20 protein-coding genes are annotated in these 21,149 nt (G+C 63.9%); 9 read left to right on the forward strand and 11 right to left on the reverse strand.

Translation table 11 applies throughout. The features are described from left to right. A partial coding sequence (locus CVM52_RS08405; protein ID WP_100162065.1) for a glycosyltransferase family 4 protein occupies positions 1 to 855 on the forward strand: 855 nt, incomplete at its 5' end. A 73-nt stretch (positions 856 to 928) separates the two neighbouring features. Here the strand turns inward: CVM52_RS08405 and CVM52_RS08410 are convergent. From CVM52_RS08410 to CVM52_RS08430, 5 genes are all read right to left on the reverse strand, one after another. Next, complete coding sequence (locus CVM52_RS08410; RefSeq protein WP_100162066.1) at positions 929 to 2,092, reverse strand: M20 aminoacylase family protein; 1,164 nt, start codon at positions 2,090 to 2,092, stop codon at positions 929 to 931. Positions 2,093 to 2,119: 27 nt separating this feature from the next. Further along, positions 2,120 to 3,283 (reverse strand): M20 aminoacylase family protein, encoded by a 1,164-nt coding sequence (locus CVM52_RS08415; protein ID WP_100162067.1) that lies wholly within the window; start codon positions 3,281 to 3,283, stop codon positions 2,120 to 2,122. Between the two features lie 99 nt (positions 3,284 to 3,382). Further along, positions 3,383 to 4,549 carry a M20 aminoacylase family protein gene (locus CVM52_RS08420; RefSeq protein WP_100162068.1) on the reverse strand — a complete coding sequence of 389 codons (1,167 nt, stop codon included), beginning with the start codon at positions 4,547 to 4,549 and terminating at the stop codon, positions 3,383 to 3,385. A 1-nt stretch (position 4,550) separates the two neighbouring features. Further along, positions 4,551 to 5,723, reverse strand: a complete 1,173-nt coding sequence (gene argE / locus CVM52_RS08425; RefSeq protein WP_100162069.1) for an acetylornithine deacetylase — start codon at positions 5,721 to 5,723, stop codon at positions 4,551 to 4,553. Position 5,724: 1 nt separating this feature from the next. Continuing rightward, positions 5,725 to 7,545 carry an ABC transporter ATP-binding protein gene (locus tag CVM52_RS08430; protein WP_100162070.1) on the reverse strand — a complete coding sequence of 607 codons (1,821 nt, stop codon included), beginning with the start codon at positions 7,543 to 7,545 and terminating at the stop codon, positions 5,725 to 5,727. Positions 7,546 to 7,812: 267 nt separating this feature from the next. Between CVM52_RS08430 and CVM52_RS08435 the strand changes: the two genes are divergently transcribed. The 3 genes from CVM52_RS08435 (at position 7,813) to CVM52_RS08445 (ending at position 11,612) form a co-directional block, all read left to right on the forward strand. Beyond that, positions 7,813 to 9,519, forward strand: coding sequence for a peptide ABC transporter substrate-binding protein (locus tag CVM52_RS08435; protein ID WP_100162071.1), 1,707 nt, complete (start codon positions 7,813 to 7,815; stop codon positions 9,517 to 9,519). A gap of 91 nt (positions 9,520 to 9,610) precedes the next feature. Continuing rightward, positions 9,611 to 10,618 carry an ABC transporter permease gene (locus CVM52_RS08440; RefSeq protein ID WP_100162072.1) on the forward strand — a complete coding sequence of 336 codons (1,008 nt, stop codon included), beginning with the start codon at positions 9,611 to 9,613 and terminating at the stop codon, positions 10,616 to 10,618. Then, the gene (locus CVM52_RS08445; RefSeq protein ID WP_100162073.1) at positions 10,611 to 11,612 is read left to right on the forward strand and encodes an ABC transporter permease; all 1,002 of its coding nucleotides are present in this window, start codon (positions 10,611 to 10,613) and stop codon (positions 11,610 to 11,612) included. Before CVM52_RS08440 ends, CVM52_RS08445 begins: the two co-directional genes overlap by 8 nt. 19 nt (positions 11,613 to 11,631) lie before the next feature. Here the strand turns inward: CVM52_RS08445 and CVM52_RS08450 are convergent, their stop codons facing one another. Together CVM52_RS08450 and CVM52_RS08455 are read right to left on the reverse strand one after the other, a co-directional pair. Continuing rightward, a complete protein-coding gene (locus CVM52_RS08450) occupies positions 11,632 to 12,912 on the reverse strand; it encodes a DUF3422 family protein (RefSeq protein ID WP_100162074.1) in 1,281 nt (426 codons plus the stop codon). Positions 12,913 to 13,034: 122 nt separating this feature from the next. Next, entirely contained in the window at positions 13,035 to 14,009 is a 975-nt protein-coding gene (locus tag CVM52_RS08455) for a DUF808 domain-containing protein (protein WP_100162075.1), read from the reverse strand. 181 nt (positions 14,010 to 14,190) lie between these two features. On the opposite strand from CVM52_RS08455, the gene gap reads away from it, so the two are divergent. From gap to CVM52_RS26855, 3 genes are all read left to right on the forward strand, one after another. Beyond that, on the forward strand, positions 14,191 to 15,195 hold the full coding sequence (gene gap / locus CVM52_RS08460; protein ID WP_100162076.1) for a type I glyceraldehyde-3-phosphate dehydrogenase: 1,005 nt from the start codon (positions 14,191 to 14,193) through the stop codon (positions 15,193 to 15,195). Between the two features lie 184 nt (positions 15,196 to 15,379). Next, positions 15,380 to 16,468, forward strand: coding sequence for a hypothetical protein (locus CVM52_RS08465; protein ID WP_100162077.1), 1,089 nt, complete (start codon positions 15,380 to 15,382; stop codon positions 16,466 to 16,468). A gap of 111 nt (positions 16,469 to 16,579) precedes the next feature. Further along, the gene (locus CVM52_RS26855) at positions 16,580 to 16,723 is read left to right on the forward strand and encodes a hypothetical protein (protein WP_172720949.1); all 144 of its coding nucleotides are present in this window, start codon (positions 16,580 to 16,582) and stop codon (positions 16,721 to 16,723) included. A gap of 65 nt (positions 16,724 to 16,788) precedes the next feature. Here the strand turns inward: CVM52_RS26855 and CVM52_RS08470 are convergent, their stop codons facing one another. The 4 genes from CVM52_RS08470 to CVM52_RS08485 all read right to left on the reverse strand — a co-directional run bounded on the left by CVM52_RS08470 (position 16,789) and on the right by CVM52_RS08485 (position 19,058). After that, a complete protein-coding gene (locus CVM52_RS08470; RefSeq protein ID WP_100162078.1) occupies positions 16,789 to 16,971 on the reverse strand; it encodes a hypothetical protein in 183 nt (60 codons plus the stop codon). A gap of 126 nt (positions 16,972 to 17,097) precedes the next feature. Further along, complete coding sequence (gene coaD, locus CVM52_RS08475; RefSeq protein ID WP_100162079.1) at positions 17,098 to 17,592, reverse strand: pantetheine-phosphate adenylyltransferase; 495 nt, start codon at positions 17,590 to 17,592, stop codon at positions 17,098 to 17,100. Positions 17,593 to 17,664: 72 nt separating this feature from the next. Further along, complete coding sequence (locus CVM52_RS08480; protein WP_100162080.1) at positions 17,665 to 18,102, reverse strand: CBS domain-containing protein; 438 nt, start codon at positions 18,100 to 18,102, stop codon at positions 17,665 to 17,667. A 56-nt stretch (positions 18,103 to 18,158) separates the two neighbouring features. Then, on the reverse strand, positions 18,159 to 19,058 hold the full coding sequence (locus CVM52_RS08485; RefSeq protein WP_100162096.1) for a LysR family transcriptional regulator: 900 nt from the start codon (positions 19,056 to 19,058) through the stop codon (positions 18,159 to 18,161). Between the two features lie 105 nt (positions 19,059 to 19,163). Here CVM52_RS08485 and CVM52_RS08490 point away from each other — a divergent pair, with 105 nt between their 5' ends. Together CVM52_RS08490 and CVM52_RS08495 are read left to right on the forward strand one after the other, a co-directional pair. Beyond that, on the forward strand, positions 19,164 to 20,663 hold the full coding sequence (locus CVM52_RS08490; protein ID WP_100162097.1) for a CoA-acylating methylmalonate-semialdehyde dehydrogenase: 1,500 nt from the start codon (positions 19,164 to 19,166) through the stop codon (positions 20,661 to 20,663). A 66-nt stretch (positions 20,664 to 20,729) separates the two neighbouring features. Further along, positions 20,730 to 21,149, forward strand: coding sequence for a hypothetical protein (locus CVM52_RS08495; RefSeq protein WP_100162098.1), 420 nt, complete (start codon positions 20,730 to 20,732; stop codon positions 21,147 to 21,149).

Genomic DNA, 21,149 nt, shown 5'->3' on the forward strand with positions numbered 1-21,149 from the left:
GGGCGCCGCCCCTTTGCCATCTGGCACCTGCGCCGCAACCCCGAGATGCGCGCCGGCATCTGGGCCCGCGATGTGCTGCGCCTGCCGGTGCGGCTGGTCTTCACCTCGGCGGCGCAGCGGCGGCATTCGGCGATCCCGCGCTGGCTGATCTCGCGGATGGACGCGGTGATTGCCACCACCGAATATGCCGCCGAATTCGTGCCGCATGTGCGCGCGGTGGTGCCGCACGGGGTCGATACCGACCTGTTCACCCCCGCGCCCGACCGCGCCGCCGCCTGGGCGGCGCTGGGCTTTGGCGGTACGCTGGGCATCGCCACCATCGGCCGGATCCGTCCGGAAAAGGGCACCGACCGCTTTGTCGCGGCGATGCTGCGCCTGCTGCCCGACCTGCCCGGCGCGGTGGCGCTGGTGGTGGGCCGCGCGGCGCGCGAACATCAGGGGTTCCTCGCCGAACTGAAGGCCAAGATCGCCGCGGCGGGCCTGGCCGAGCGCATCCTGTTCCCCGGCGAGATCCCGGCCGATCAGCTGCCGCAACTGATGCGGGCGCTGTCCCTGGTTGTGCAACTTCCGCGCTATGAGGGCTATGGCATGGTGCCGCTGGAAGGCATGGCCTCGGGCGTGCCCTTCGTGGCTTCGGACGCCGGCGATTACCGCGCGTTTTCCGCCCAGGGGCGCAGCGGGGTGATCGCGCAGGAAGAGGTCGCCGAGGCCGCCCGCGCGCTGCTGAGCGATGCCGAGCGCCACGCCGCGATGAGCCGCGCCGCCCGCGAATTGGCGGTGACCAGCTTTAGCGCCCGCGCCGAAGCCGACGGCATCGGCGCGGTCTATGAACGGCTATGGGCCGAGGACGGCTGAGGCTGCACCGGCTCTGACACCGGGGTCATGCGGCAAACCGGGAGGTTCCGGTTCACCGCGACGCCGGCCGCCCTCAGGCCGCCGGCATCCGCTGTTCAACGATTTCCGCCCACCAGGAACAGCCGGCCGGGATCGCCTCGTCGTTGAAGTTGTACTGCGGGTGATGCACCATCGCGGTGTCGCCATTGCCGACCAGGATATAGGCGCCGGGCCGTTCCTCCAGCATGAAGGCGAAATCCTCTCCGCCCATCACCAGCGGCGCCTCGCCGCAGGCGCCCGCGACCTTTTCGGCGACACCGGCGGCGAAGGTGGTTTGTTCCTCGGAATTCACCATCACCGGGTAGCCGCGGAAATATTGCACCTCGACAGTGCCGCCGAAGGTGGCCGCCACGCCCTCGCAGATCTCGTTGATACGCTTCTCGGCCAGCGCGCGCATCTCGGGCGACATGGTGCGCACGGTGCCGCGCATCGTCACCTTTTGCGGAATCACGTTAAACGCCTTGGACGAGGTTTCGAACGAGGTGACCGAGACCACCACCTGGTCGACCGGATCGGCGTTGCGGCTGGCGATGGTCTGCAGCGCCAGCACCGCCTGCGCCGACATCACCGTGGTGTCGACGGTGTCATGCGGCTTGGCCGCGTGGCCGCCGCGCCCTTCGAAGGTGACCTCGAACTGGTCGGTCGCCGCGAAAAAGGCACCGGGGCGGATGGCGAAACTGCCCACCGGCAGGCCGGGCCAATTGTGCATGCCATAGACTTCCTGGATGCCGAAGCGTTCCATCATGCCGTCTTCGCACATTTCGCGGCCACCGCCGCCGCCCTCTTCGGCCGGCTGGAAGATCACCACCACGGTGCCGTCGAAATTGCGCGTCTCGGAAAGGTATTTCGCCGCGCCCAGCAGCATCGCGGTATGGCCGTCATGGCCGCAGGCATGCATCGCGTTCGGCGTCTTCGAGGCATAATCCAGCCCGGTCGCCTCGTTGATCGGCAGCGCGTCCATGTCGGCGCGCAGGCCGATGACCTTCCCCGCGGTATCGGTTTTGCCCCGGATCACACCGACCACGCCGGTGCGGCCGATGCCGGTTTCGATCACGTCGCAGCCGAACTCTTTCAGCTTGCCCGCCACCAGCGCGCTGGTGCGGTGGGTTTCAAACAGGATCTCGGGGTTCTCGTGCAGATCCCGCCGCCAGGCGGTGATCTCAGTTTGCAACTCGGCAAAGCGGTTCTTGACTGGCATCTGATACAGGCTCCTGTGCGTAAGGTCTCACGCGGCCGGAAGGCGGCGCTCGACCAGTTCGGCGAACCAGCTGCATCCGGCCGGAATCGCCTCGTCGTCGAAATTGTATTCTGGATGGTGCAGACCAGCACTATCGCCATTTCCGAGGAAGATGAAGGCCCCCGGGCGCTGCTGCAGCATATAGGAGAAATCCTCGCCCCCCATGATCAGCGCCGCCTCGGAACAACCGCCCGAGACCGCGGCCGCGACCTCGGCGGCAAAGGCGGCGGGTTCGTCGGAATTGATGGTGATCGGCACATGCCGCAGATAGCGGATCTCGGCGGTGCCGCCAAAGGTGGCGGCGGTGCCGCGCGCCACCTCGCCCAGGCGCCGTTCGATCATGTCCTGCATCTGCGGCGAATGGCTGCGCACGGTGCCGCGCAGGGCAACGCGCTGCGGGATGACGTTGAACGCCTTGGACGAGGTCTCGAAGGCGGTGACCGACAGCACCCCCTGCAACACCGGGTCGAGATTGCGCGAGATGATCGTCTGCAGCGCAATCACGATATGGCTGGCGATCACCGTGGGATCGATCGCTTCATGCGGCGCGGCGGCATGGCTGCCCTTGCCCTCGACATCGATGAAGAATTCATCGGTGGCGGCCATGACCGGGCCGGGGCGGATGGCGAACTGCCCAACCGGCAGGCCGGGCATGTTGTGCAGGCCATAGACCTCGTCGATCGACCAGCGCTCCATCAGCCCGTCATCGATCATCGCCTTGGCGCCGCTGCCCAATTCTTCGGCGGGCTGGAAAATCACCACCACGGTGCCGTCGAAATTGCGAGTCTCGGCCAGGTATTTGGCGGCGCCCAGCACCATCGCGGTATGGCCGTCATGGCCGCAGGCATGCATCACGCCCTCGGTCTGCGACCTGTAGTCCGCCGCGCCGGCCTCGCGGATCGGCAGCGCATCCATATCACCGCGCAGGCCGATCACCTTGCCCGAGTCCTGGCATCTGCCGCGGATCACCCCGACCACGCCAGTTCCGCCAACCCCGGTGATCACCTCGTCGACGCCGAATTCGCGTAGCATGTCGGCCACCAGGGCGGCGGTGCGCCGCACCTCGAAACCCAGCTCGGGATGGGCATGGATATCGCGCCGCCAGGCGGCAATTTCCCCCTGCAGATCGGCAAGACGATTCTTGACCGGCATGTTGTTTCCTTTTCTCAATAGGTTGCAGCGCAGCATTCAGGTTTCGCGCAAAACGATCAGACACGATGGCGCGCCACCCCGTTCCAGGTCGGCAGCCCGCTAGGCGGCCGGCATTCGGCGTTCCACCACCTCGGCGAACCAGGAACAGCCAGCCGGGATCGCCGCGTCATTGAAGTTATATTCCGGGTGGTGCACATGGGCGCCGGCCCCGTTGCCCAGGAACATATAGGCGCCGGGGCGTTGTTCCAGCATATAGGAAAAATCTTCACCCGCCATGATCGGCGGCGTGTCCCGGTCGACGCTGCCGGCGACGATCTCGGCGATATCGGCGGCGAAATCGGTATTCGCCTCGGAGTTCATGGTGATCGGATAGCCGCGTTCATACTCCACCGCCGCAGTGCAGCCATAGGCCTCGGCGGTCAGCGTCGCGATCCTGGTCAGCCGCGCCTGCGCCAGGTCGCGCACCTCGGGCTCCAGCGCGCGCACCGTGCCGCGCAGCAACACGGTCTGCGGGATCACGTTATGCGCCTCGGTCTCGCTGCGCAAAGTGCAGACCGAAACCACCAGCTGTTTCAGCGGATCGACATTGCGCGACGCGATGGATTGCAGCGCGATCAGCACATGCGCCGCCGCCAGATTGGTGTCGATCGCCTCGTGCGGCGCGGCGGCATGGCCGCCCTTGCCGGTCAGAACAATGTCGAACTGGTCGGCCGAGGCCAGCAGCGCGCCGGGGCGGATGTGGAAGCTGCCCACCGGAGTGCCGGGCATGTTGTGCATCCCATAGACCTCCTGGATGCCCCAGCGCTCCATCAGCCCGTCGGCCACCATCTCGCGCCCGCCGCCGCCGCCCTCTTCGGCGGGTTGAAAGATCAGCACAACTTTGCCGTCGAAGTTTCGGGTTTCGCTCAGATATTTCGCCGCGCCCAGCAACATTGCGGTATGCCCGTCATGGCCACAGGCATGCATCTTGCCGGGATGGGTGCTGGCATAGTCCAGCCCCGTCGCCTCGGTGATCGGCAGCGCGTCCATATCGGCACGCAGGCCGATCACCTTGCCCGACCTGTTGGTCTTGCCCTCGATCACCGCGACGATGCCCGACCGGCCGATGCCGGGGGTGATGTCGGTGATCCCCATCTCGCGCAGCCTGTCCTCGACAAAGGCGGTGGTCTGCGGCAGGTCGAACTGCAATTCGGGGATGGTGTGCAAATGGCGGCGCCAGCCGGCGATCTCGTCCTGCATCTCGGCCAGGCGGTTCTTGATCGGCATGTCAGCGTCCTTCCTGCAATCGCGTCAGCAGCCGCTCCATGAAGGCGATGCCGGCATCGAACTGGGCGACGGTGATAAACTCGTTCGGCTGGTGCGCCTGGGCGATGTCGCCGGGCCCGCAGACCACGGCGGAATAGCCCTTGGTCTGGAAGAAGCCCGCCTCGGTGCCATAGCTTACCACATGGGTGGCATTGTCGCCGGTGATCGCCCGCACCAGCGCTTCGGCCTCGCCGTTTTCTTCCGGCTTCAACGCCTCGACCGAGAACAGCGGCTCCAGGTCGATGCCGCTGCCGGGTTGAATCGCCTGCATCGCCGCCTGCACCTCGGCGACATGGGCCTTAAAGGCATTGCGCCAGGTTTTCTTGTCCTCGCCCGGCACCACCCGCATCTCAAGATCGAACCAGCAATCCTTGGCGGTGATGTTGCGCGCGGTGCCGCCATGGATGCGGCCGACATGCAGCGTGGTGTAGGGCGGAAAGAACATCGCCGCCACCTCGTCCGGCGCGGCGTTCCGGTTGGCCGCGTTGGTGCGGTTGATCCATTCGATCACCTTTGCCGCCTCCAGCACCGCGCTGACCCCGGTGGGCAGCAGCGAGGAATGCACCTCGAATCCGCGCACCCGCACGGTATAGCCCTGCCCGCCCTTGTGCCCGGTCACCGCCTGCATCATCGACGGCTCGCCTACGATCACCGCCGATCCCTTGGGCAGAACCGGTTCCATCGCCTCGATCAGCGGGATCGCGCCGATACAGCCGACCTCTTCGTCATAGCTCAGCGCCAGTTGCAGCGGCCGTTTCACCCCGCGTTTCTGCGCCTCGACCATCGCCCAGATGGCGATCGCGTCGAAGCCTTTCATGTCACAGCAGCCACGGCCGAAATATTTGCCGTCCTTCTCGACCACGGTGAACGGGTCGTTGTCCCAGGGCTGGCCTTCCACCGGCACCACGTCGGTATGGCCCGACAGCACCACCGCGCCCTCCTCCCACGGCCCGGTATGCGCCGACAGAGCCGCCTTGATCGGCTGTTCGGGATGCGGGTGCCGCTGGGTCTTCACGCCGTGGCCTTGCAGATAATCCTCGACCCAGTCGATCAGCGGCAGGTTGGTGTCGCTGCTGACGGTCGGGAACGACACCAGCTTTTCCATGATCTCCCGCGCGCTGAGTGTCTTGGCCATGTCAGTACCCGCTGTCGGTGGTCAACACGAAATGTCCCGGCTCGACCTCGTCAAAGGCCGAGGGTTCGGGGGTATAGCCGGGCCCGTGAATCGGCGACGGAATCGGTTTGAAGTTCAGGTCCTTCTCGGACTTGCGATTGCGCGGATCGGCGATGGGCACCGCCTTCATCAGCGCCTGGGTATAGGGATGGCGCGGGTTTTCGAAGACCGAGGCGCGCGGCCCAAGCTCGACGATGCGGCCCAGATACATGACCCCGACATAATGGCTGACCCGTTCGACCACCGCCATGTCGTGGCTGATGAACAGATAGGACAGGCCCAGCTCGGCCTGCAATTCCATCATCAGGTTCAGCACCTGCGCCTGCACCGACACGTCCAGCGCCGAGACCGCCTCGTCGGCGACGATCAGCTTGGGGTTCAGCGCCAGGGCGCGGGCGATGGCGATTCGCTGGCGCTGCCCGCCCGACATCTCGTGCGGATAGCGGCGCATGAAGCTGCGCGGCAGGTGCACCCGGTCGAACAGCCCGGCGACCCGGTCGCTCAGTTCCGAGCCGGAGGCGATATTGTAATTGCGCATCGGCTCGGCCACCTGGTCGACCAGCTGCATCTGCGGATTGAGCGAGGCAAAGGGATCCTGGAAGATCATCTGCATGTCCAGCCGCGCCCGCCGCAAACCGCGCGGATCCAGCGCCATGATATCGACACCGTCCAGATTGACCTCGCCCGACAGCGGCTCGACCAGGCGCAGGATCGACCGGCCGGCGGTGGATTTGCCGCAGCCGGATTCGCCCACCAGGCTGAGCGTCTGGCCCTTGTTGATGGTAAAGGACACATCCTCGACCGCGTGCACATTGGCCACCGTGCGGCGGAAGAACCCGCCCTTGACGGCAAAGCGGGTGGTCAGGTTCTTCACCGTCAGCAGCGTCTGGTTGGTGCCCGGAATCGGGCTGAGATCCTGATTCTCGACGCCCATCAGCTTCATTGGCTCGGGCGCCGCCTTGCCGCGCATCTCGCCCAGCTTGGGCACCGCGGCCAGCAACGACTTGGTATAATCGTGCTGCGGGTTTTCGAAGATCTGCTCGACCGGGCCCTCTTCCACCTTGTTGCCGCGGAACATGACGACGACCCGGTCGGCCATCTGCGCCACCACCGCCATGTCATGGGTGATGAACATCACCGCGGTGCCGGTTTCCCGCTTCAGCCGGTCCATCAGCGCCAGGATCTCGGCCTGGATGGTCACGTCCAGCGCGGTGGTCGGCTCATCCGCGATCAGCAGCCGCGGCTGGCAGGCCATCGCCATCGCGATCACCACCCGTTGCCGCATGCCGCCCGACAATTCATGCGGGAACTGACGCAGGCGGCGTTCCGGCTCCGGGATCCGCACCTCGCGCAGCAGTTCCAGCGCCCGCGCCTCGGCCTTGGTACGCGACATGCCGCGATGCACCCGCAGCCCCTCGGTCAGTTGCCGGCCGACGGTAAAGACCGGATTCAACGCCGTCATCGGCTCCTGAAAGATCATGCCGATCTCGTTGCCGCGAATCTGGCGCATCATGTCCTGCTCGACATTGGCCAGGTCGACATCCTTGCCCTCTTTGCGGTCAAAGATCAGCTGGCCACCGGCGATGGCGCCGCCGCCATATTCGACCAGGCGCATCAGCGACAGCGACGAGACCGACTTGCCCGACCCCGATTCGCCGACGATGCAGACGGTTTCGCCGGGGTTGACCGAGAACGACACGTTTTCGACCCCGACCACCGGCCCATCCTTGGTCTGGAACTCGACTCTGAGTTCCCTGATCTGAGCAATCGGATGATCCAGCACAGCGCCCTCCGTTTGTTTGGATGATCAAGGCTAAGGCCGGATTCTTCCGGCTGTCAAACGCCTTGCTGATTTCCCTAAGGCAAGGCTTGCATTTTTCTCAAACTCTGTTTCGATGATCCGCATCCGTGATCGGGGAAGTTGCAGAGTTCGCAGTCAAGATTGGTGTTTCCCTCTTGTTTCCGGGGGTTTGCCCCACGCACGGCACAGCCTCTGTCCGCTGGACAAGCAAAGAAACGAGACACGGATGTGTCCAACAAGGAGTGTATCATGAAAACGAAAACCCTATTGCTAGGCGCGATCGCAAGCGCGGCAATGGCCTCAGCAGCCTTTGCCGAGCGCGGGTCGGACGGCAATGTCAGCATCCTCTATTGGCAAGCCCCCTCAATTCTGAACCCGTTCCTGTCCGGCGGGACCAAGGACGTGGAAAGCGCCAGCCTGGTGATCGAACCGCTGGCCCGCTACAACGAAGCCGGTGAGCTGGTCCCCTGGCTGGTGGAAGAGATCCCGACCGTCGAAAATGGCGGCGTCAGCGAGGATCTGACCACGATCACCTGGAAGATCACCCCGGGCCTGAAGTGGTCCGATGGCACCGCCTTCACCTCGGCGGATGTGAAATTCACCTATGATTACTGCACGCATCCCGAAGGCGGCTGCGCCCAGGTGACCAAGTTCGAAGGCGTGGAAAGCGTCGAAACGCCGGACGACCTGACCGTGGTGGTGAATTTCAGCGAACCGACGCCGTTCCCCTATGGACCGTTCGTCGGCGGTGAGAGCCCGATCATCCAGGCCGCACAATTTGCCGATTGCATGGGCGCCAAGGCGCCGGAATGCACCGAGCAGAACTTCAACCCGATTGGCACCGGCCCGTTCGTGGTGGACGAATTCCGCCCGAATGACGTGATCACCATGTCGGCCAACCCGAACTTCCGCGACCCGGACAAGCCGGCCTTTGCCACCCTGACCTTCAAGGGCGGCGGCGATGCCACCGCGGCCGGCCGGGCGGTGATGGAAACCGGCGAATTCGACTATGCCTGGAACCTGCAGCTGGCGCCCGACGTGATCGCCGAGATGCAGGAAGGCGGCAAGGGCGTTCCGGTGGCTGGCTTTGGCCCGCTGCTTGAGCGGATTATGATCAACCAGACCGATCCGTCCCCCAACCTGCCGGAAGGCGAACGGTCGACCGCGAAGCACCCGCACCCGTTCCTGACCGATCCGGCGGTTTACAAGGCGATGTCGATGGCGATCGACCGGCCGCTTCTGGTTGAAGTCGGCTATGGCCAGGCCGGCAAGGTCACCTGCAACTGGGTTCCCGCACCGGAGGCATTCGCCTCGACCTCGATGACCTGCGACACCCAGGACATCGCCGGCGCCAACAAGATGCTGGATGATGCCGGCATCGTCGACACCGATGGCGATGGCATCCGCGAGAAGGACGGAGTGCCGCTGAAGATTCTGTACCAGACTTCGACCAACGCGGTGCGCCAGGACTTCCAGGCATTGATCAAGCAGTGGTGGAGCGAAATCGGCATCGAAGCCGAGCTGCGCAACGTCAATGCCTCGGTCTTCTTCGGCGGCGATCCGGGCAGCCCGGACACCTTCCAGAAGTTCTATGCCGATGTCGAGATGTACGCCAACACCTTCAATGGCACCGATCCGCAAAGCTATCTGGGCAACATGCTGTGTGACAAGGCCCCGCGCCCCGAGACCCAGTGGCAGGGTGAAAACATCTCGCGCTGGTGCAGCGAAGAATATGATGCGTTGCACGCTGAACTTGCGCAGACTGCCGGGCTGGAAGCCCGCGCCGAGATTGCCAAACGGCTGAACGACATGGTGATCGAGGGCGGCGCGATGATCCCGCTGGTCCATCGCGGCCGCCTGTCGGCCCATGCCAACACCCTGGGCGGCGTCATCCTGAACGTCTGGGACAGCGAGTTGTGGAACGTCGCTGACTGGTATCGCCTCGAAGGCTCCTGAGCCTGAACGCGCGGCCCCGCCCCATGCGGGGCCGCACATTTACCTGACGCCAAAAAAAACTATAATATCCCAACAGGGTGGGCTCTGCTTTATGCTGACATTCACCATCAGACGTCTGGTTCTGGCGGTTCCGACACTCTTGTTCATCAGCCTGGTGATCTTCCTGCTGCTTGAACTCGCTCCGGGTGACCCGATGGCGCAGGTGCCGCTGACGGTGCCGCCCGAAGTCAAAGAAAAGATGCGCGAGGCGCTGGGGCTGGGGCAGCCCATGCATGTCCGGTTCTGGAAATGGATCGTGCAGTTCTTCTGGATCGAACCGCAGGTTCTGATCGACCACTACCTGGGAACCAGTTTCAGCGCCGGTGATCTCAGGGTGATTTCCTGGCAGACCCGTTCTCCGGTGATGGATATCGTGATTCAGCGCCTGCCGCAGACCCTGTGGGTGGTCGGCACCGCCTATGTGGTTGCCACGCTGATCGCCATTCCCATCGGCATCTATTCGGCCTATCGGCAATATTCCTGGTTCGACCAGGCCGGCACCTTCGTGTCGATGATCGGCTTTTCCGTGCCGCCGTTCTTTTCCGGCGTTCTGGTGATCGTGATCTTCTCGGTCCAGCTGGGCTGGTTCCCGTCGATCTACGACACCACGCTCAAAGTCACCGACTGGGACAGCTTCATGGCCCAGCTCAGGCAGATGATCATGCCGGTGACGGTGCTGGCGCTGCAGATCACCGCGCAGACCAGCCGGTTCATGCGCGCCTCGATGCTGGACAACCTGAACCAGGATTACGTCCGCACCGCCCGCGCCAAGGGGCTGAGCGAATATTCCGTGGTGATGATCCACGTGCTGCGCAACTCGATGATCCCGGTGGTGACCGTGATCGCGCTGGGCGTGCCGGCGATCTTCGGTGGCGCCATCATCACCGAGCAGGTGTTCAAGGTGAACGGGATCGGCCAGCTTCTGATCACCGCCATCCAGGCCAATGATCTGCCGATGGTGCAAACCCTGACCTTCATCTTCGCCGTCCTGATCGTGCTGTTCAACCTGATCGCCGACGTGCTTTACGGTGTTCTCGACCCGAGGATCCGCTATGACTGAGCAGAAAGCCCCCGTTCCCGCCAGCGGTCCCGTGCCTTCGGCCGCCGGGCCGATCCCGTCGAAACCGCCGCGCAGCCAATGGGCCGATGTCTGGGACCAGTTCCGCCACCACAAGGGCGCGATGTTCGGCGCCTTCGTGTTCATCTTCATCGTCGCCGGCGTCTATCTGGGGCCGCTGGTCTGGCGGGTCGACCCGCAATTCCTGCCGCAGGGGCGTGATTTCCTCAATCTGCGCGACACGCGGCCGATCTGGGTCGCGCTGTATGACAGCGGCGCCAAGGTGAACTGGGCCTATCCGCTGGGCACCGACAATCTGGGGCGCGATACGCTGGCGCGGCTGATGTTCGGCGGCAGGGTCTCGATCGCCGTCGGCCTGGTGGCGATGCTGCTGTCGCTGCTGCTGGGCACGCTGGTGGGGGTGCTTGCCGGCTTTTCGCGCAAGCTGGACGGCCCGCTGATGCGCCTGACCGACCTGTTCCTGGCGCTGCCGCTGCTGCCGCTGATCCTGGTCGCCTCGCTTCTGTTCCGAGAGTCGCTGTCGGCCAATTTCGGCCCCGAGGGCGGTATTTTCATCCTGGTGGTGCTGCTGATCGGCATCACCTCGTGGATGCATACGGCGCGGATCGTGCGTGGCGATGTACTGGCACTGAAGGAACGTGAATTCGTGCTGGCGGCCCGGTCGATCGGCACGTCGAACTCCAAGATCATCCTGCGCCATATGCTGCCCAACATCCTGTCGCCGATCATGGTATCGGCGACACTCGGCATCGCCACCGCGATCATCACCGAAAGCGCATTGTCCTTCCTCGGCTTCGGCTTCCCGCCGGATTTCCCGACCTGGGGGCGCCTGCTGAATGACGGCGTCGACCGGCTGGTCAGCTATCCCGAACGGCCGATCCTGCCAGGCATCCTGATTTCGCTGACGGTGCTCAGCGTCAACTATCTGGGCGACGGGCTGCGTGACGCGCTGGATCCGCGCATCCGCGGCCGTTGAACCACCTCCGGCGCGCGGATCAGCCGATCCGCCGCCGGATCCGCCGCACCAGCAACCAGACCAGCGCCACCACCGGCAGGGTGATCGCCGCCGTCAGCATCCCCTTGCTGATCCCGGTCGCCGCGGTCAGCGGGTAGAGCAGATAGCCGGCCAGCGAGACGGCGTAATAGCTGATCGCCACCACCGACAACCCCTCGACCGTGTGCTGCAGGCGCAGTTGCAGCGCCGCGCGTTTGTCCATGCTTTCCAACAGCGCCTGGTTCTGGGCGCTGCGCTCCACATCGACCCGCGTGCGCAGCAGATCGCCGGTGCGCATCGCCCGTTCCGACAGCGCGCTCAGGCGTGTCTGAGTGGCGTTTACCGTGCGCATCGCCGGTTGATAGCGCCGCATCATGAAGTCCGAAAAGGTTTGTCGCCCCTTGAACCGGGTTTCGCGCAGGGCCGCGATGCGCTGATTGACGATCGCCTCGTAAGCCCCGGTGGCGCCAAAGCGGAACGCCGCCCGCGCCACCGCGGTTTCCAGCGTTGCCGAGGCTTTCAGCAACCGGTTCAACGTGTCCTCCGCCGGATTGGCCTCGTCGGTCATTTCGACCATCAGCTCGGTCAGCTTGGTTTCCATTTCGCCGATCTGCCCGGCCATCTGCTGCGCGCGGGCAAAGCCCAGCATCGACATCGCCTTGTAGGTTTCGATCTCGCACAGGCGCTGCAGCACCCGGCCAACCCGGCGCTGCCCGGTATCGGGCGCCGCGAACACGGCAAAGCGCATATGCCCCGCCGGATCTATGCGGAAATCGCCCGCCACCACCGCCGCGTCATCCAGCACCCGCGCAACAGCCAGGCTTTCCGGTACGAACCAGTCATCCAATGCGGTTTCGATCGCCTGGTCGCTGTCATAGGGACAGATGCGCAGGGTGATCGAAGTGATCCTCTGGCCCGGCGCCTGCCCCAGCCATTCGGCGGGGAAGACATCGAAATCGGCCGGGTCGAAGGCCCGCGACCCATTGCCTACGACAATGGCGGTATAGGTCACGAATTCGGTATGCTGTTCCCATTTCAGGCTGTGGCGACCGATCTGGCCGGAATAATGCGTCGCGCCCGGCGGCGGATGCGCCACGCCATAGCGGTCCAGCAGCGCCACCAGGTGCGCCAGGTCCGACTCGCGGTCGCGCGCCGCCGCATCGACCGGGCGTTTGATCGCCAGGAACACGGCGGTCGATGGCACGGAAACCACCGGAAACGGCCGCGCGTGCAGCTCGTTGGCCAGCGCATAGCGCAGGGGGTGATCGGAAAACGGTGTCATGAACTGTCCCTCGATTGAAGGACAGCTATATCAGAGTTGCAACCGGGTCAAATTTTAATGATGTATTTCAAGATGTTACGGAATACCGCGGTATACCCAGCTTGGCGATGGTCCGGACCTGCTCAATGCGCCTTGGATTTTCCCTTGCCGAACAGCCGCTGGCTCAGCGGGACCAGCAGCTTCAGCGCCACCGGAATCAGCGCAAAGCCCAGGGCCAGGCCAAAGAGCCCGTCAAACAAAGCGGTGACAAACCATTTCACCGCGCCGGTTGCCTGCCCGACCAGCTGCGCCGCCGCTTCGGCCTGGTGGTGGATCCAGTCATAAGGCGCGTGCCAGCCCATTTCACCGGCGCCATGGATCACGATCGAGCCGCCGACCCAAAGCATCGCCGCCGTGCCCACCAGGCTGAGCAGCCGCATAAAGCCCGGCATCGCCCGGACCAGTCCCCGCCCGAAGGCGCGGGTCAGCCCCAGCCGGCCCTTGCTGGCCAGCAGCAGGCCGACATCATCCGCCTTCACGATCAGCGCCACCGAGCCATAGACCACCACGGTGATGCCGATACCCACCAGCGCCAGCGTGGCCGCCTCCAGCCAGATATTCGACTCCGGAATCGCCGCCAGCGCGATGGTCATGATTTCCGCCGACAGGATGAAATCGGTCTTGATCGCGCCCTGCGCCTTGGTCTCTTCCAGATGCGCGGGATCGCCCGGCGCGTCCTCGGGAAACACCTCGTGCGTGTCATGCGGCACCAGCGTGTGCCAGACCTTCTCTGCGCCCTCGAAACACAGATAGGCTCCGCCCAGCATCAGCAGCGGCGGGATCATCCAGGGCGCGAATTGCGACAACAGCATCGCCGCCGGGAGCAGGTATAACAGCTTGTTTTTGAACGATCCTCGGGCGATCCGCCAGACGATGGGCAATTCACGGCTGGCATCGAAACCATGAATGTATTTCGGTGTCACCGCCGCATCGTCGATCACCGCGCCCGCGGCCTTGGAGCCGGCCTTAAGCGCCTGCGACGCCACATCGTCCAACGACGACGCCGCCACCTTGGCGATTCCCGCCACGTCATCGAGAAGTGCCAGAAGGCCGCTCATGCCCTGCCCCTTTTCGCCTGTTTTGCGAACAATACCGTACCCGAACCAGCATTGAGAGCAAGCGTGAGCGTTAACAACGGAAGTTTGCGCTAACACATTCTAAATACGTCCCTTTTCTGCTTTGGCTCAGCCGGCCGGAAGGCTATATCCGGCGCGGTGACGGATTCGCGGAGTAGGTATAATGACGATCAATGTTGGTATTAACGGATTTGGCCGGATCGGCCGTTGCGCTCTTTCTCACATCGCGTCGAGCGGACGCAACGACATTCGGGTGGTCAAGGCCAACGCCACAGGGCCGCTTGAAACCGCCGCGCATCTGATGCGCTATGACAGCATTCACGGACGCTTTGCCAACGATATCCGCGTCGGCGAGAACACCCTGGACCTGGGCCGCGGCGAGATCGAAATGTTCTCGACCTACGATCCGCAGGAACTGGACTGGTCGGGCTGCGACGTGGTGCTGGAATGCACCGGCAAGTTCAACGACGGCGACAAGGCCAAGGTGCATCTGGAGCGCGGCGCCAAGAAGGTGCTGATCTCGGCCCCGGCCAAGAATGTGCAGAAGACCATCGTGTTCGGCGTCAACCACAAGTCGCTGGGCGTCGATGACGTGATGGTCTCGAACGGGTCCTGCACCACCAACTGCCTGGCGCCGCTGGCCAAGGTGCTGGACGAGGCGGTGGGCATCGAGCACGGCCTGATGACCACGATCCATTCCTATACGGGCGACCAGCCCACCATCGACCGTCGCCACAAGGATCTGTACCGCGCCCGCGCCGCCGCCATGGCGATGATCCCCACCACCACCGGCGCCGCCAAAGCCCTGGGCGAGGTTCTGCCCAACCTCAAGGGCAAGCTGGACGGCTCGTCGATCCGCGTGCCCACGCCGAATGTCAGCTGCGTCGACCTCACCTTCCGCGCCGGCCGCGACGTGACCGCCGAAGAGATCAACGCCATCGTCGCCGAGGCCGCCCGCGGCCCGATGGGCAAGGTGCTGGGCTATGACCCCGAGCCGAAGGTTTCGATCGACTTCAACCATACCGAGGAAAGCTCGATCTTCGCGCCCGATCAGACCCGCGTGGTGGAAAACCGCATGGTGCGGGTGCTGGCCTGGTATGATAACGAATGGGGCTTTTCGGTGCGCATGGCAGATGTCGCCGTCACCATGGGCCGTCTGATCGACTAAACCAGCCCCGGCCCGGGCGCCGGGACATCGGGTTGCCTCCGATCTGGCCACTGGCCGCGGCGCGCTGACGTCGCGGTCTCGGCGGCAATTGGACCACAGCGCAGAAAAGTGAAGGCGGCCCACCTCTTTATTCGTTAATACGCGCTCTGTTAGAACCGCAGGACGGCAAAGGTTCAGGAGTGGCATGCGCATCGTTCTTCACATCGGCTTCGAGAAAACCGGCACCACGACGATTCAGAACGCGATGTGGCACGCCGCCAAGGTCCTGCGCCGTCAGGGCGTCCTCTATCCGCTGGGGTTCGGACGGCGTGGCCATGAACATCTGGCGCTGGCGATGATCGCGCCGGAGCTGATGACCGATATCCGCTATTGGCAGCAGCTGGTCCAGAACCCGGATGAGTTTCCGACGTTCCGCGCCGATATCCGCGAACGGCTTGGGCGCCAGATCGCACGGGTGAAACCCGAAACCATGGTTGTCTCGACCGAATTCCTGTCTTCACGGCTGGAAGACGCGGTTGCCGTGCGCTCGATCAAGGAGTTCTTTGCGCCCTGGAGTGATGACTTCACCATCGTCGCCGGTATCCGCCGGCAGGACGACACGTTCGTCAGCCACTATTCGACAACCGTCAAAGGCAATTGTGACCAGCGGCTGGATGTCTATGACCAACGCGCCTTTTGGCTGGATTACGACAAGGTGCTGGGTGACTGGGCCGAGGTGTTCGGCGCAGAGAACCTGGTGATCCGCACCTTTCCGCCGGAAGGTGGCGACCTGCTGAAGGAATTCACCGATGCCTGTGGTCTTCCTGATATCCCGTCGCCGCCGCAGGAACATCTCAACCCCTCTCTGGATCACCTGAACGCCTCATTGCTGGCCGATCTGAACAAGCGTCTGCCCACCCATGTCGACATGGCGCCCAACCCGGCGCGCGCCGGGTTGGTCGATTTCCTCGAAGCGCGGTCGAACGGTCCGAAGCTGGAGATCGGGCTGGCGGCGCGCCAGGCGCTGCTGGATGACTATGCCGAGGGAAACGAGGCGGTGCGCGCGCGGTTTTTTCCGGATCGCGCGACGCTGTTCGCCACCGATCTCAGCGACGCACCGGTGCCGGAAATGGCCGGCTATGAAGACGCGCTGGATCTCGTGATCGACATCTGGAGCGAGCGGGCCGAGGTGATGGCGCGGTTGCACGAGGCCGAACGCAAAAGCGCGCGCGGCCGCATTCGGGCGCTCAAGAATCTCGCGCGTCGGATATTGCGGCGCTGGCGCTTTGGCTGAGGTGACTTGCGCCCGGGCGGCAACAATCGCCCCGCTGCCATCCGCCGTGACTTGTCGGGAGACTGCAGACCCGGCATATCGGACGGGCATCGCAATGGGCACGAGGCCTGCATGACCAACCGGATCGCACTTGTCCTGGCCTTGCTGATCCTCGCCGCGCTTGCGATCGATCTGCTGGTCTATGGCGACCGGCACCTGATTTTTCTGGGAAAGAAGTTTCTGCAGTTTCTGGAGTGGATCGCCTTCTGGCGATGACCCGGTGCAGAGCCGGGCCTGCCGGACGCGGTACGGACAGCCCGCACCGCTCCGATATCGGGATTTCAGCCCTGGCGTGGGCCGCGCAGCCCGCTGATGGCACGCCGGATCGCCGTCCAGTCATCGGCCTCTTCCGGGCGCCCCGCGGCAACGCATTCGCGCGCCCGCCGGGCCGCTTCGGCCTCGGCCTGGTCGCCATGCGCGCTGTACAGCGCGCGCGCGTATTCGGCTGTCTTTATTGCCTCCATCGTGATCTCCTCCCGTTCACGGTATGGCACGCCCCGGGACTGGCCCGAGTCGCCTTGGGAAGCACAACATACACCAGATCCCGCACAAGCGCACGACGCGGCGCCGTGGCGGCGCGATCCTGCCGATCAGCCTTGAAACCGCTCGATCAACGCGGTGTTGACATGGGGCGGGACAAATTTCGACACATCGCCGTCCAGCCGGGCAATTTCCTTGACCAGTTTGCTGGCGATGGCCTGGCGTTTGGCATCGGCCATCAGGAACACGGTTTCGACACTGGCATCCAGCGTCCGGTTCATCCCGACCATCTGGAATTCATACTCGAAATCCGCCACCGCGCGCAGGCCCCGCACGATGATTTGCGCGCCCACATCATGGGCACAATCGATCAGCAGGTTCTCGAAAGGATGGGCAATGATCTGCGTCCCGGTCTCTTTGCTCAGCGCGTCGATCTCGGGTTTGATCATTGCCACCCGCTCTTCCAGCGAGAATAACGGCTTCTTGTCGCGGTTGATGGCAACGCCGATCACCAGCTTGTCCACCAGGACCGAAGCACGACGAATAATGTCGGTATGACCGAAAGTTATCGGGTCGAACGTCCCCGGATACAACGCCACACGCATGTTAGCCTCCCTGCCCCCTGCCATGCTGCACCTGCAAACACCACCGGGCGTAAAAAAGCAAGGGTTGGCCGATCAATGCCCCATGATCATGCCTTCAAGCGCCTGTTTTTCCATTGCAAGTTGGGAAAGCTGCGCCTTAACAACGTCGCCGATTGTTACCAGCCCGGTCAATTTGCCGTTCTCGACCACCGGAATGTGGCGAAATCGTCCTTCGGTCATCGTGGTCAGGACTTCCTCGGCGCTGGTCTGGCTGGTGCAGGTCACCAGCTTGCTGGTCATATAGGCGCTGACCGGTTGTTCCATGCACGACGCGCCGACTCGCGCCAGTTCGCGCACGATGTCGCGCTCGGACAGAATCCCGACCGCCGTTGCGCCGTCATCGTCAGACACCACCACCGAGCCGATGCGGTTTTCGGCCAGAACCTTGGCTGCCTCCGATACTTTTGCATCGGATTTGACAATCAATATTCCGGTTTTCGCCTTCGACTTCAGGATCTGCTGCACAAGCATGGTGACCTCCTCGGGAATACTCCATGTGCTCAGCGTTGCCGCAACATAAAATCCTGTCAAGTCAGGCGTTCAAGTCGGGCAACTTCCGACCGGATCCCATCCCCCAGCCGCGCGGCAAAACGGTTCAGCCGTTCGCTTTTGCGGTCGCTCTGATGTCGGACCAGGTAAAAACTGCGGGCAAAGGCGACCTGCTGCGCCAGAACCTTGTCCAATTCCGGATGGGCTGGCAGGGCGAAATCATGCGCGACGCACAGGCCGCTGCCCTGCGCCGCCAGCCGCAACTGCACCGGAACCGAGTTCGAGGCCAGCGGCACCCGCGTCACGCCCAGTTCGGAAAGATAGTCCAGTTCGTCGTCATAGATCATGTCGGGGATATACCCGATCACGCTGTGGCCCTTCAGATCAGCAGGTTCCGCGATCGGCGGATTTGCCGCCAGATAGCCGCGCGCGCCAACCAGGTGGAGGTGGTAATCGGTGACCTTCTGCACCAGCAAACGTCCCGCGGTGGGCGGGCTGACGGTGATGGCCATATCCGCCTCGCGCCGGGACAGGTTCACCACGCGGGGCAGCGCCACGATATGAATGTCCAGGTCCGGATTTTCCCGCAGGATTTCCGCGCAGACCTGCGGCAGCAGGTAATTGGCGCAACCATCCGGGGCGCCGATCCGAATCTGCCCCGACAGGCTTTCGCTGGGGCCGGTCAGCGCCTCGACCCCGGCGCGCATCGCCTGTTCGGCGGCTTCGCCATGGGCCAGCAGCCGCTCGCCCGCGGTGGCCAGCGAATAGCCCTGCGGCGTCTTCACGAAAAGCGGCACGTCCAGCGCAGCTTCCAGCCGGGCAATCCGACGGCCCACCGTGGCCGGATCCAGCTTCAGCACCCGGCCGGCGGCGGACAGGCTGGCCAGCCGCGCCACGGCCAAAAAGATTTTCAGATCGTCCCAATGTGGCTCGGTCATGGTTTCCCGTTGCAATTTCGCAAAGCGCATTTGAGACCTTGCCTCTGTTCATGGGATTTTTGCAAGCCTATGATCCGCGACAAATGACTCAGGAGGAGCATGGAAATGCAGGAACTCACTCACTACCTCGATGGCGCGCATGTCAAAGGAACGTCCGGACGCTTCGCCAATGTCATGAACCCGGCCACCGGTGAAATCCAGGCCAAGGCGCCGCTGGCCTCGGCCGAGGAAGTCGCCAAGGCGGTCGAGATCGCCGCCGCGGCACAGCCGGCCTGGGCCGCCACCAACCCGCAGCGGCGTGCACGTGTGCTGATGAAATTCGTCGACCTGCTGAACCGCGACATGGACAAGCTGGCCGAGGCGCTGTCGCGCGAACACGGCAAAACCCTGCCCGATGCTGCCGGCGATGTGCAGCGCGGCCTGGAAGTGGTGGAATACTGCATCGGCGCGCCGCAAATGCTGAAAGGTGAATTCACCGACAGCGCCGGCCCCGGCATCGACATGTACTCCATGCGCCAGCCTTTGGGCGTGACGGCGGGTATCACCCCGTTCAACTTCCCCGCCATGATCCCGATGTGGATGTTCGCCCCGGCAATCGCCTGCGGCAACGCCTTCATCCTGAAACCCTCCGAACGTGATCCGTCGGTGCCGCTGATGCTGGCGGAACTGGCCGAGGAAGCCGGGCTGCCCAAAGGTATCCTGCAGGTGGTAAACGGCGACAAGGAAGCCGTTGACGCGCTGTTGCAGCACCCGGTGGTTCAGTCCATCGGCTTTGTCGGCTCGACCCCGATTGCCGAATATATCTATGCCCAAGGCTGCGCAGCCGGCAAACGCGTGCAGTGCTTCGGTGGCGCCAAGAACCACATGATCGTGATGCCCGATGCCGATATGGACCAGGCCGCAGACGCCCTGATCGGTGCGGGCTATGGCGCGGCGGGCGAACGCTGCATGGCCATCTCTGTCGCCGTCCCGGTGGGCGACGAAACCGCCGACCGTCTGATCGAAAAGCTGGTTCCGCGCATCGAAAAGCTGAAGGTCGGCCCCTACACCTCGGGTAAGGATGTCGATTACGGCCCGGTGGTGACCAGCGCCGCGAAGGAAAACATCCTGCGGCTGGTGCAGTCCGGCGTCGATCAAGGCGCCGAACTGGTGGTCGATGGGCGTGATTTTTCGCTGCAAGGCTATGAGGACGGGTTCTTTGTCGGCCCGCACCTGTTCGACAAGGTGACGCCCGACATGGACATCTACAAGCAGGAGATCTTCGGCCCGGTCCTGTCCACCGTGCGCGCGGGTTCCTACGAAGAAGCGCTGGGCCTGGCCATGGACCACGAATATGGCAACGGCACCGCGATCTTCACCCGCGACGGCGACACCGCCCGCGATTTTGCCAGCCGGGTCAATGTGGGCATGGTGGGCATCAACGTGCCGATCCCGGTGCCGCTGGCCTATCACACCTTTGGCGGCTGGAAGAAATCGGTCTTCGGTGACCTGAACCAGCACGGCCCGGATGCGTTCAAGTTCTACACGCGCACCAAGACCATCACCTCGCGTTGGCCCTCGGGCCTGAAGGAAGGCGGGGAATTCCACTTCAAGGCAATGGATTGATCCCAAAGCCGATCCATGAACAATGAAGCCCGGCCCGGTGCCGGGCTTCGTTATTTTGGTGACGCCATGTCAGTCGATTTCCGCATCCTGCCCCGCCGGGGGCTGGTCTATATCCGCTACGATGGCCTTGCGACGGTGCGGGACAGCCTCGCCGCCTTTGATCGCTATGCCCGGCACCCGGACTGCCGGCCGGGCCAGAAACAGCTGGTCGACCTGTCGCGGATCACCGCCTATGACCGCGATTTTCCCAAGCTGTTCGAATTGCAGGCGCGCAAGGCCGATGTTTTCATGGCCGAAGGCGCACAGACGCTGGTGATGTATTACGCCCCGACCAAGATCACCCAGGAGATCGCCCATCTGGTCGAACGGTCCTGGGAACCGTTTCCCGCCGTCGTGGCCCTGGTGCAGGCGAACGAGGCCGATGCGCTGGCCCTGCTGGGGCAGAAGGAAACCAGTTTCGAGGAGTTGCTGGCGGCGGCGGTCTAG

The sequence above is a fragment of the Pseudooceanicola lipolyticus genome (genome assembly GCF_002786325.1).
GTDB classification, from domain to species: domain Bacteria; phylum Pseudomonadota; class Alphaproteobacteria; order Rhodobacterales; family Rhodobacteraceae; genus Pseudooceanicola_C; species Pseudooceanicola_C lipolyticus.

Bases quoted from the DNA above. Each gene is read 5' to 3' on its own strand.
- CVM52_RS08410 (WP_100162066.1), bottom strand. From the start codon at position 2,092: ATGCCAGTCAAGAACCGCTTTGCCGAGTTGCAAACTGAGATCACCGCC.
- CVM52_RS08415 (WP_100162067.1), bottom strand. From the start codon at position 3,283: ATGCCGGTCAAGAATCGTCTTGCCGATCTGCAGGGGGAAATTGCCGCC.
- CVM52_RS08420 (WP_100162068.1), bottom strand. From the start codon at position 4,549: ATGCCGATCAAGAACCGCCTGGCCGAGATGCAGGACGAGATCGCCGGC.
- argE (WP_100162069.1), bottom strand. From the start codon at position 5,723: ATGGCCAAGACACTCAGCGCGCGGGAGATCATGGAAAAGCTGGTGTCG.
- CVM52_RS08435 (WP_100162071.1), top strand. From the start codon at position 7,813: ATGAAAACGAAAACCCTATTGCTAGGCGCGATCGCAAGCGCGGCAATG.
- CVM52_RS08440 (WP_100162072.1), top strand. From the start codon at position 9,611: ATGCTGACATTCACCATCAGACGTCTGGTTCTGGCGGTTCCGACACTC.
- CVM52_RS08445 (WP_100162073.1), top strand. From the start codon at position 10,611: ATGACTGAGCAGAAAGCCCCCGTTCCCGCCAGCGGTCCCGTGCCTTCG.
- CVM52_RS08450 (WP_100162074.1), bottom strand. From the start codon at position 12,912: ATGACACCGTTTTCCGATCACCCCCTGCGCTATGCGCTGGCCAACGAG.
- CVM52_RS08455 (WP_100162075.1), bottom strand. From the start codon at position 14,009: ATGAGCGGCCTTCTGGCACTTCTCGATGACGTGGCGGGAATCGCCAAG.
- gap (WP_100162076.1), top strand. From the start codon at position 14,191: ATGACGATCAATGTTGGTATTAACGGATTTGGCCGGATCGGCCGTTGC.
- CVM52_RS08465 (WP_100162077.1), top strand. From the start codon at position 15,380: ATGCGCATCGTTCTTCACATCGGCTTCGAGAAAACCGGCACCACGACG.
- CVM52_RS26855 (WP_172720949.1), top strand. From the start codon at position 16,580: ATGACCAACCGGATCGCACTTGTCCTGGCCTTGCTGATCCTCGCCGCG.
- CVM52_RS08470 (WP_100162078.1), bottom strand. From the start codon at position 16,971: ATGGAGGCAATAAAGACAGCCGAATACGCGCGCGCGCTGTACAGCGCG.
- coaD (WP_100162079.1), bottom strand. From the start codon at position 17,592: ATGCGTGTGGCGTTGTATCCGGGGACGTTCGACCCGATAACTTTCGGT.
- CVM52_RS08480 (WP_100162080.1), bottom strand. From the start codon at position 18,102: ATGCTTGTGCAGCAGATCCTGAAGTCGAAGGCGAAAACCGGAATATTG.
- CVM52_RS08485 (WP_100162096.1), bottom strand. From the start codon at position 19,058: ATGACCGAGCCACATTGGGACGATCTGAAAATCTTTTTGGCCGTGGCG.
- CVM52_RS08490 (WP_100162097.1), top strand. From the start codon at position 19,164: ATGCAGGAACTCACTCACTACCTCGATGGCGCGCATGTCAAAGGAACG.
- CVM52_RS08495 (WP_100162098.1), top strand. From the start codon at position 20,730: ATGTCAGTCGATTTCCGCATCCTGCCCCGCCGGGGGCTGGTCTATATC.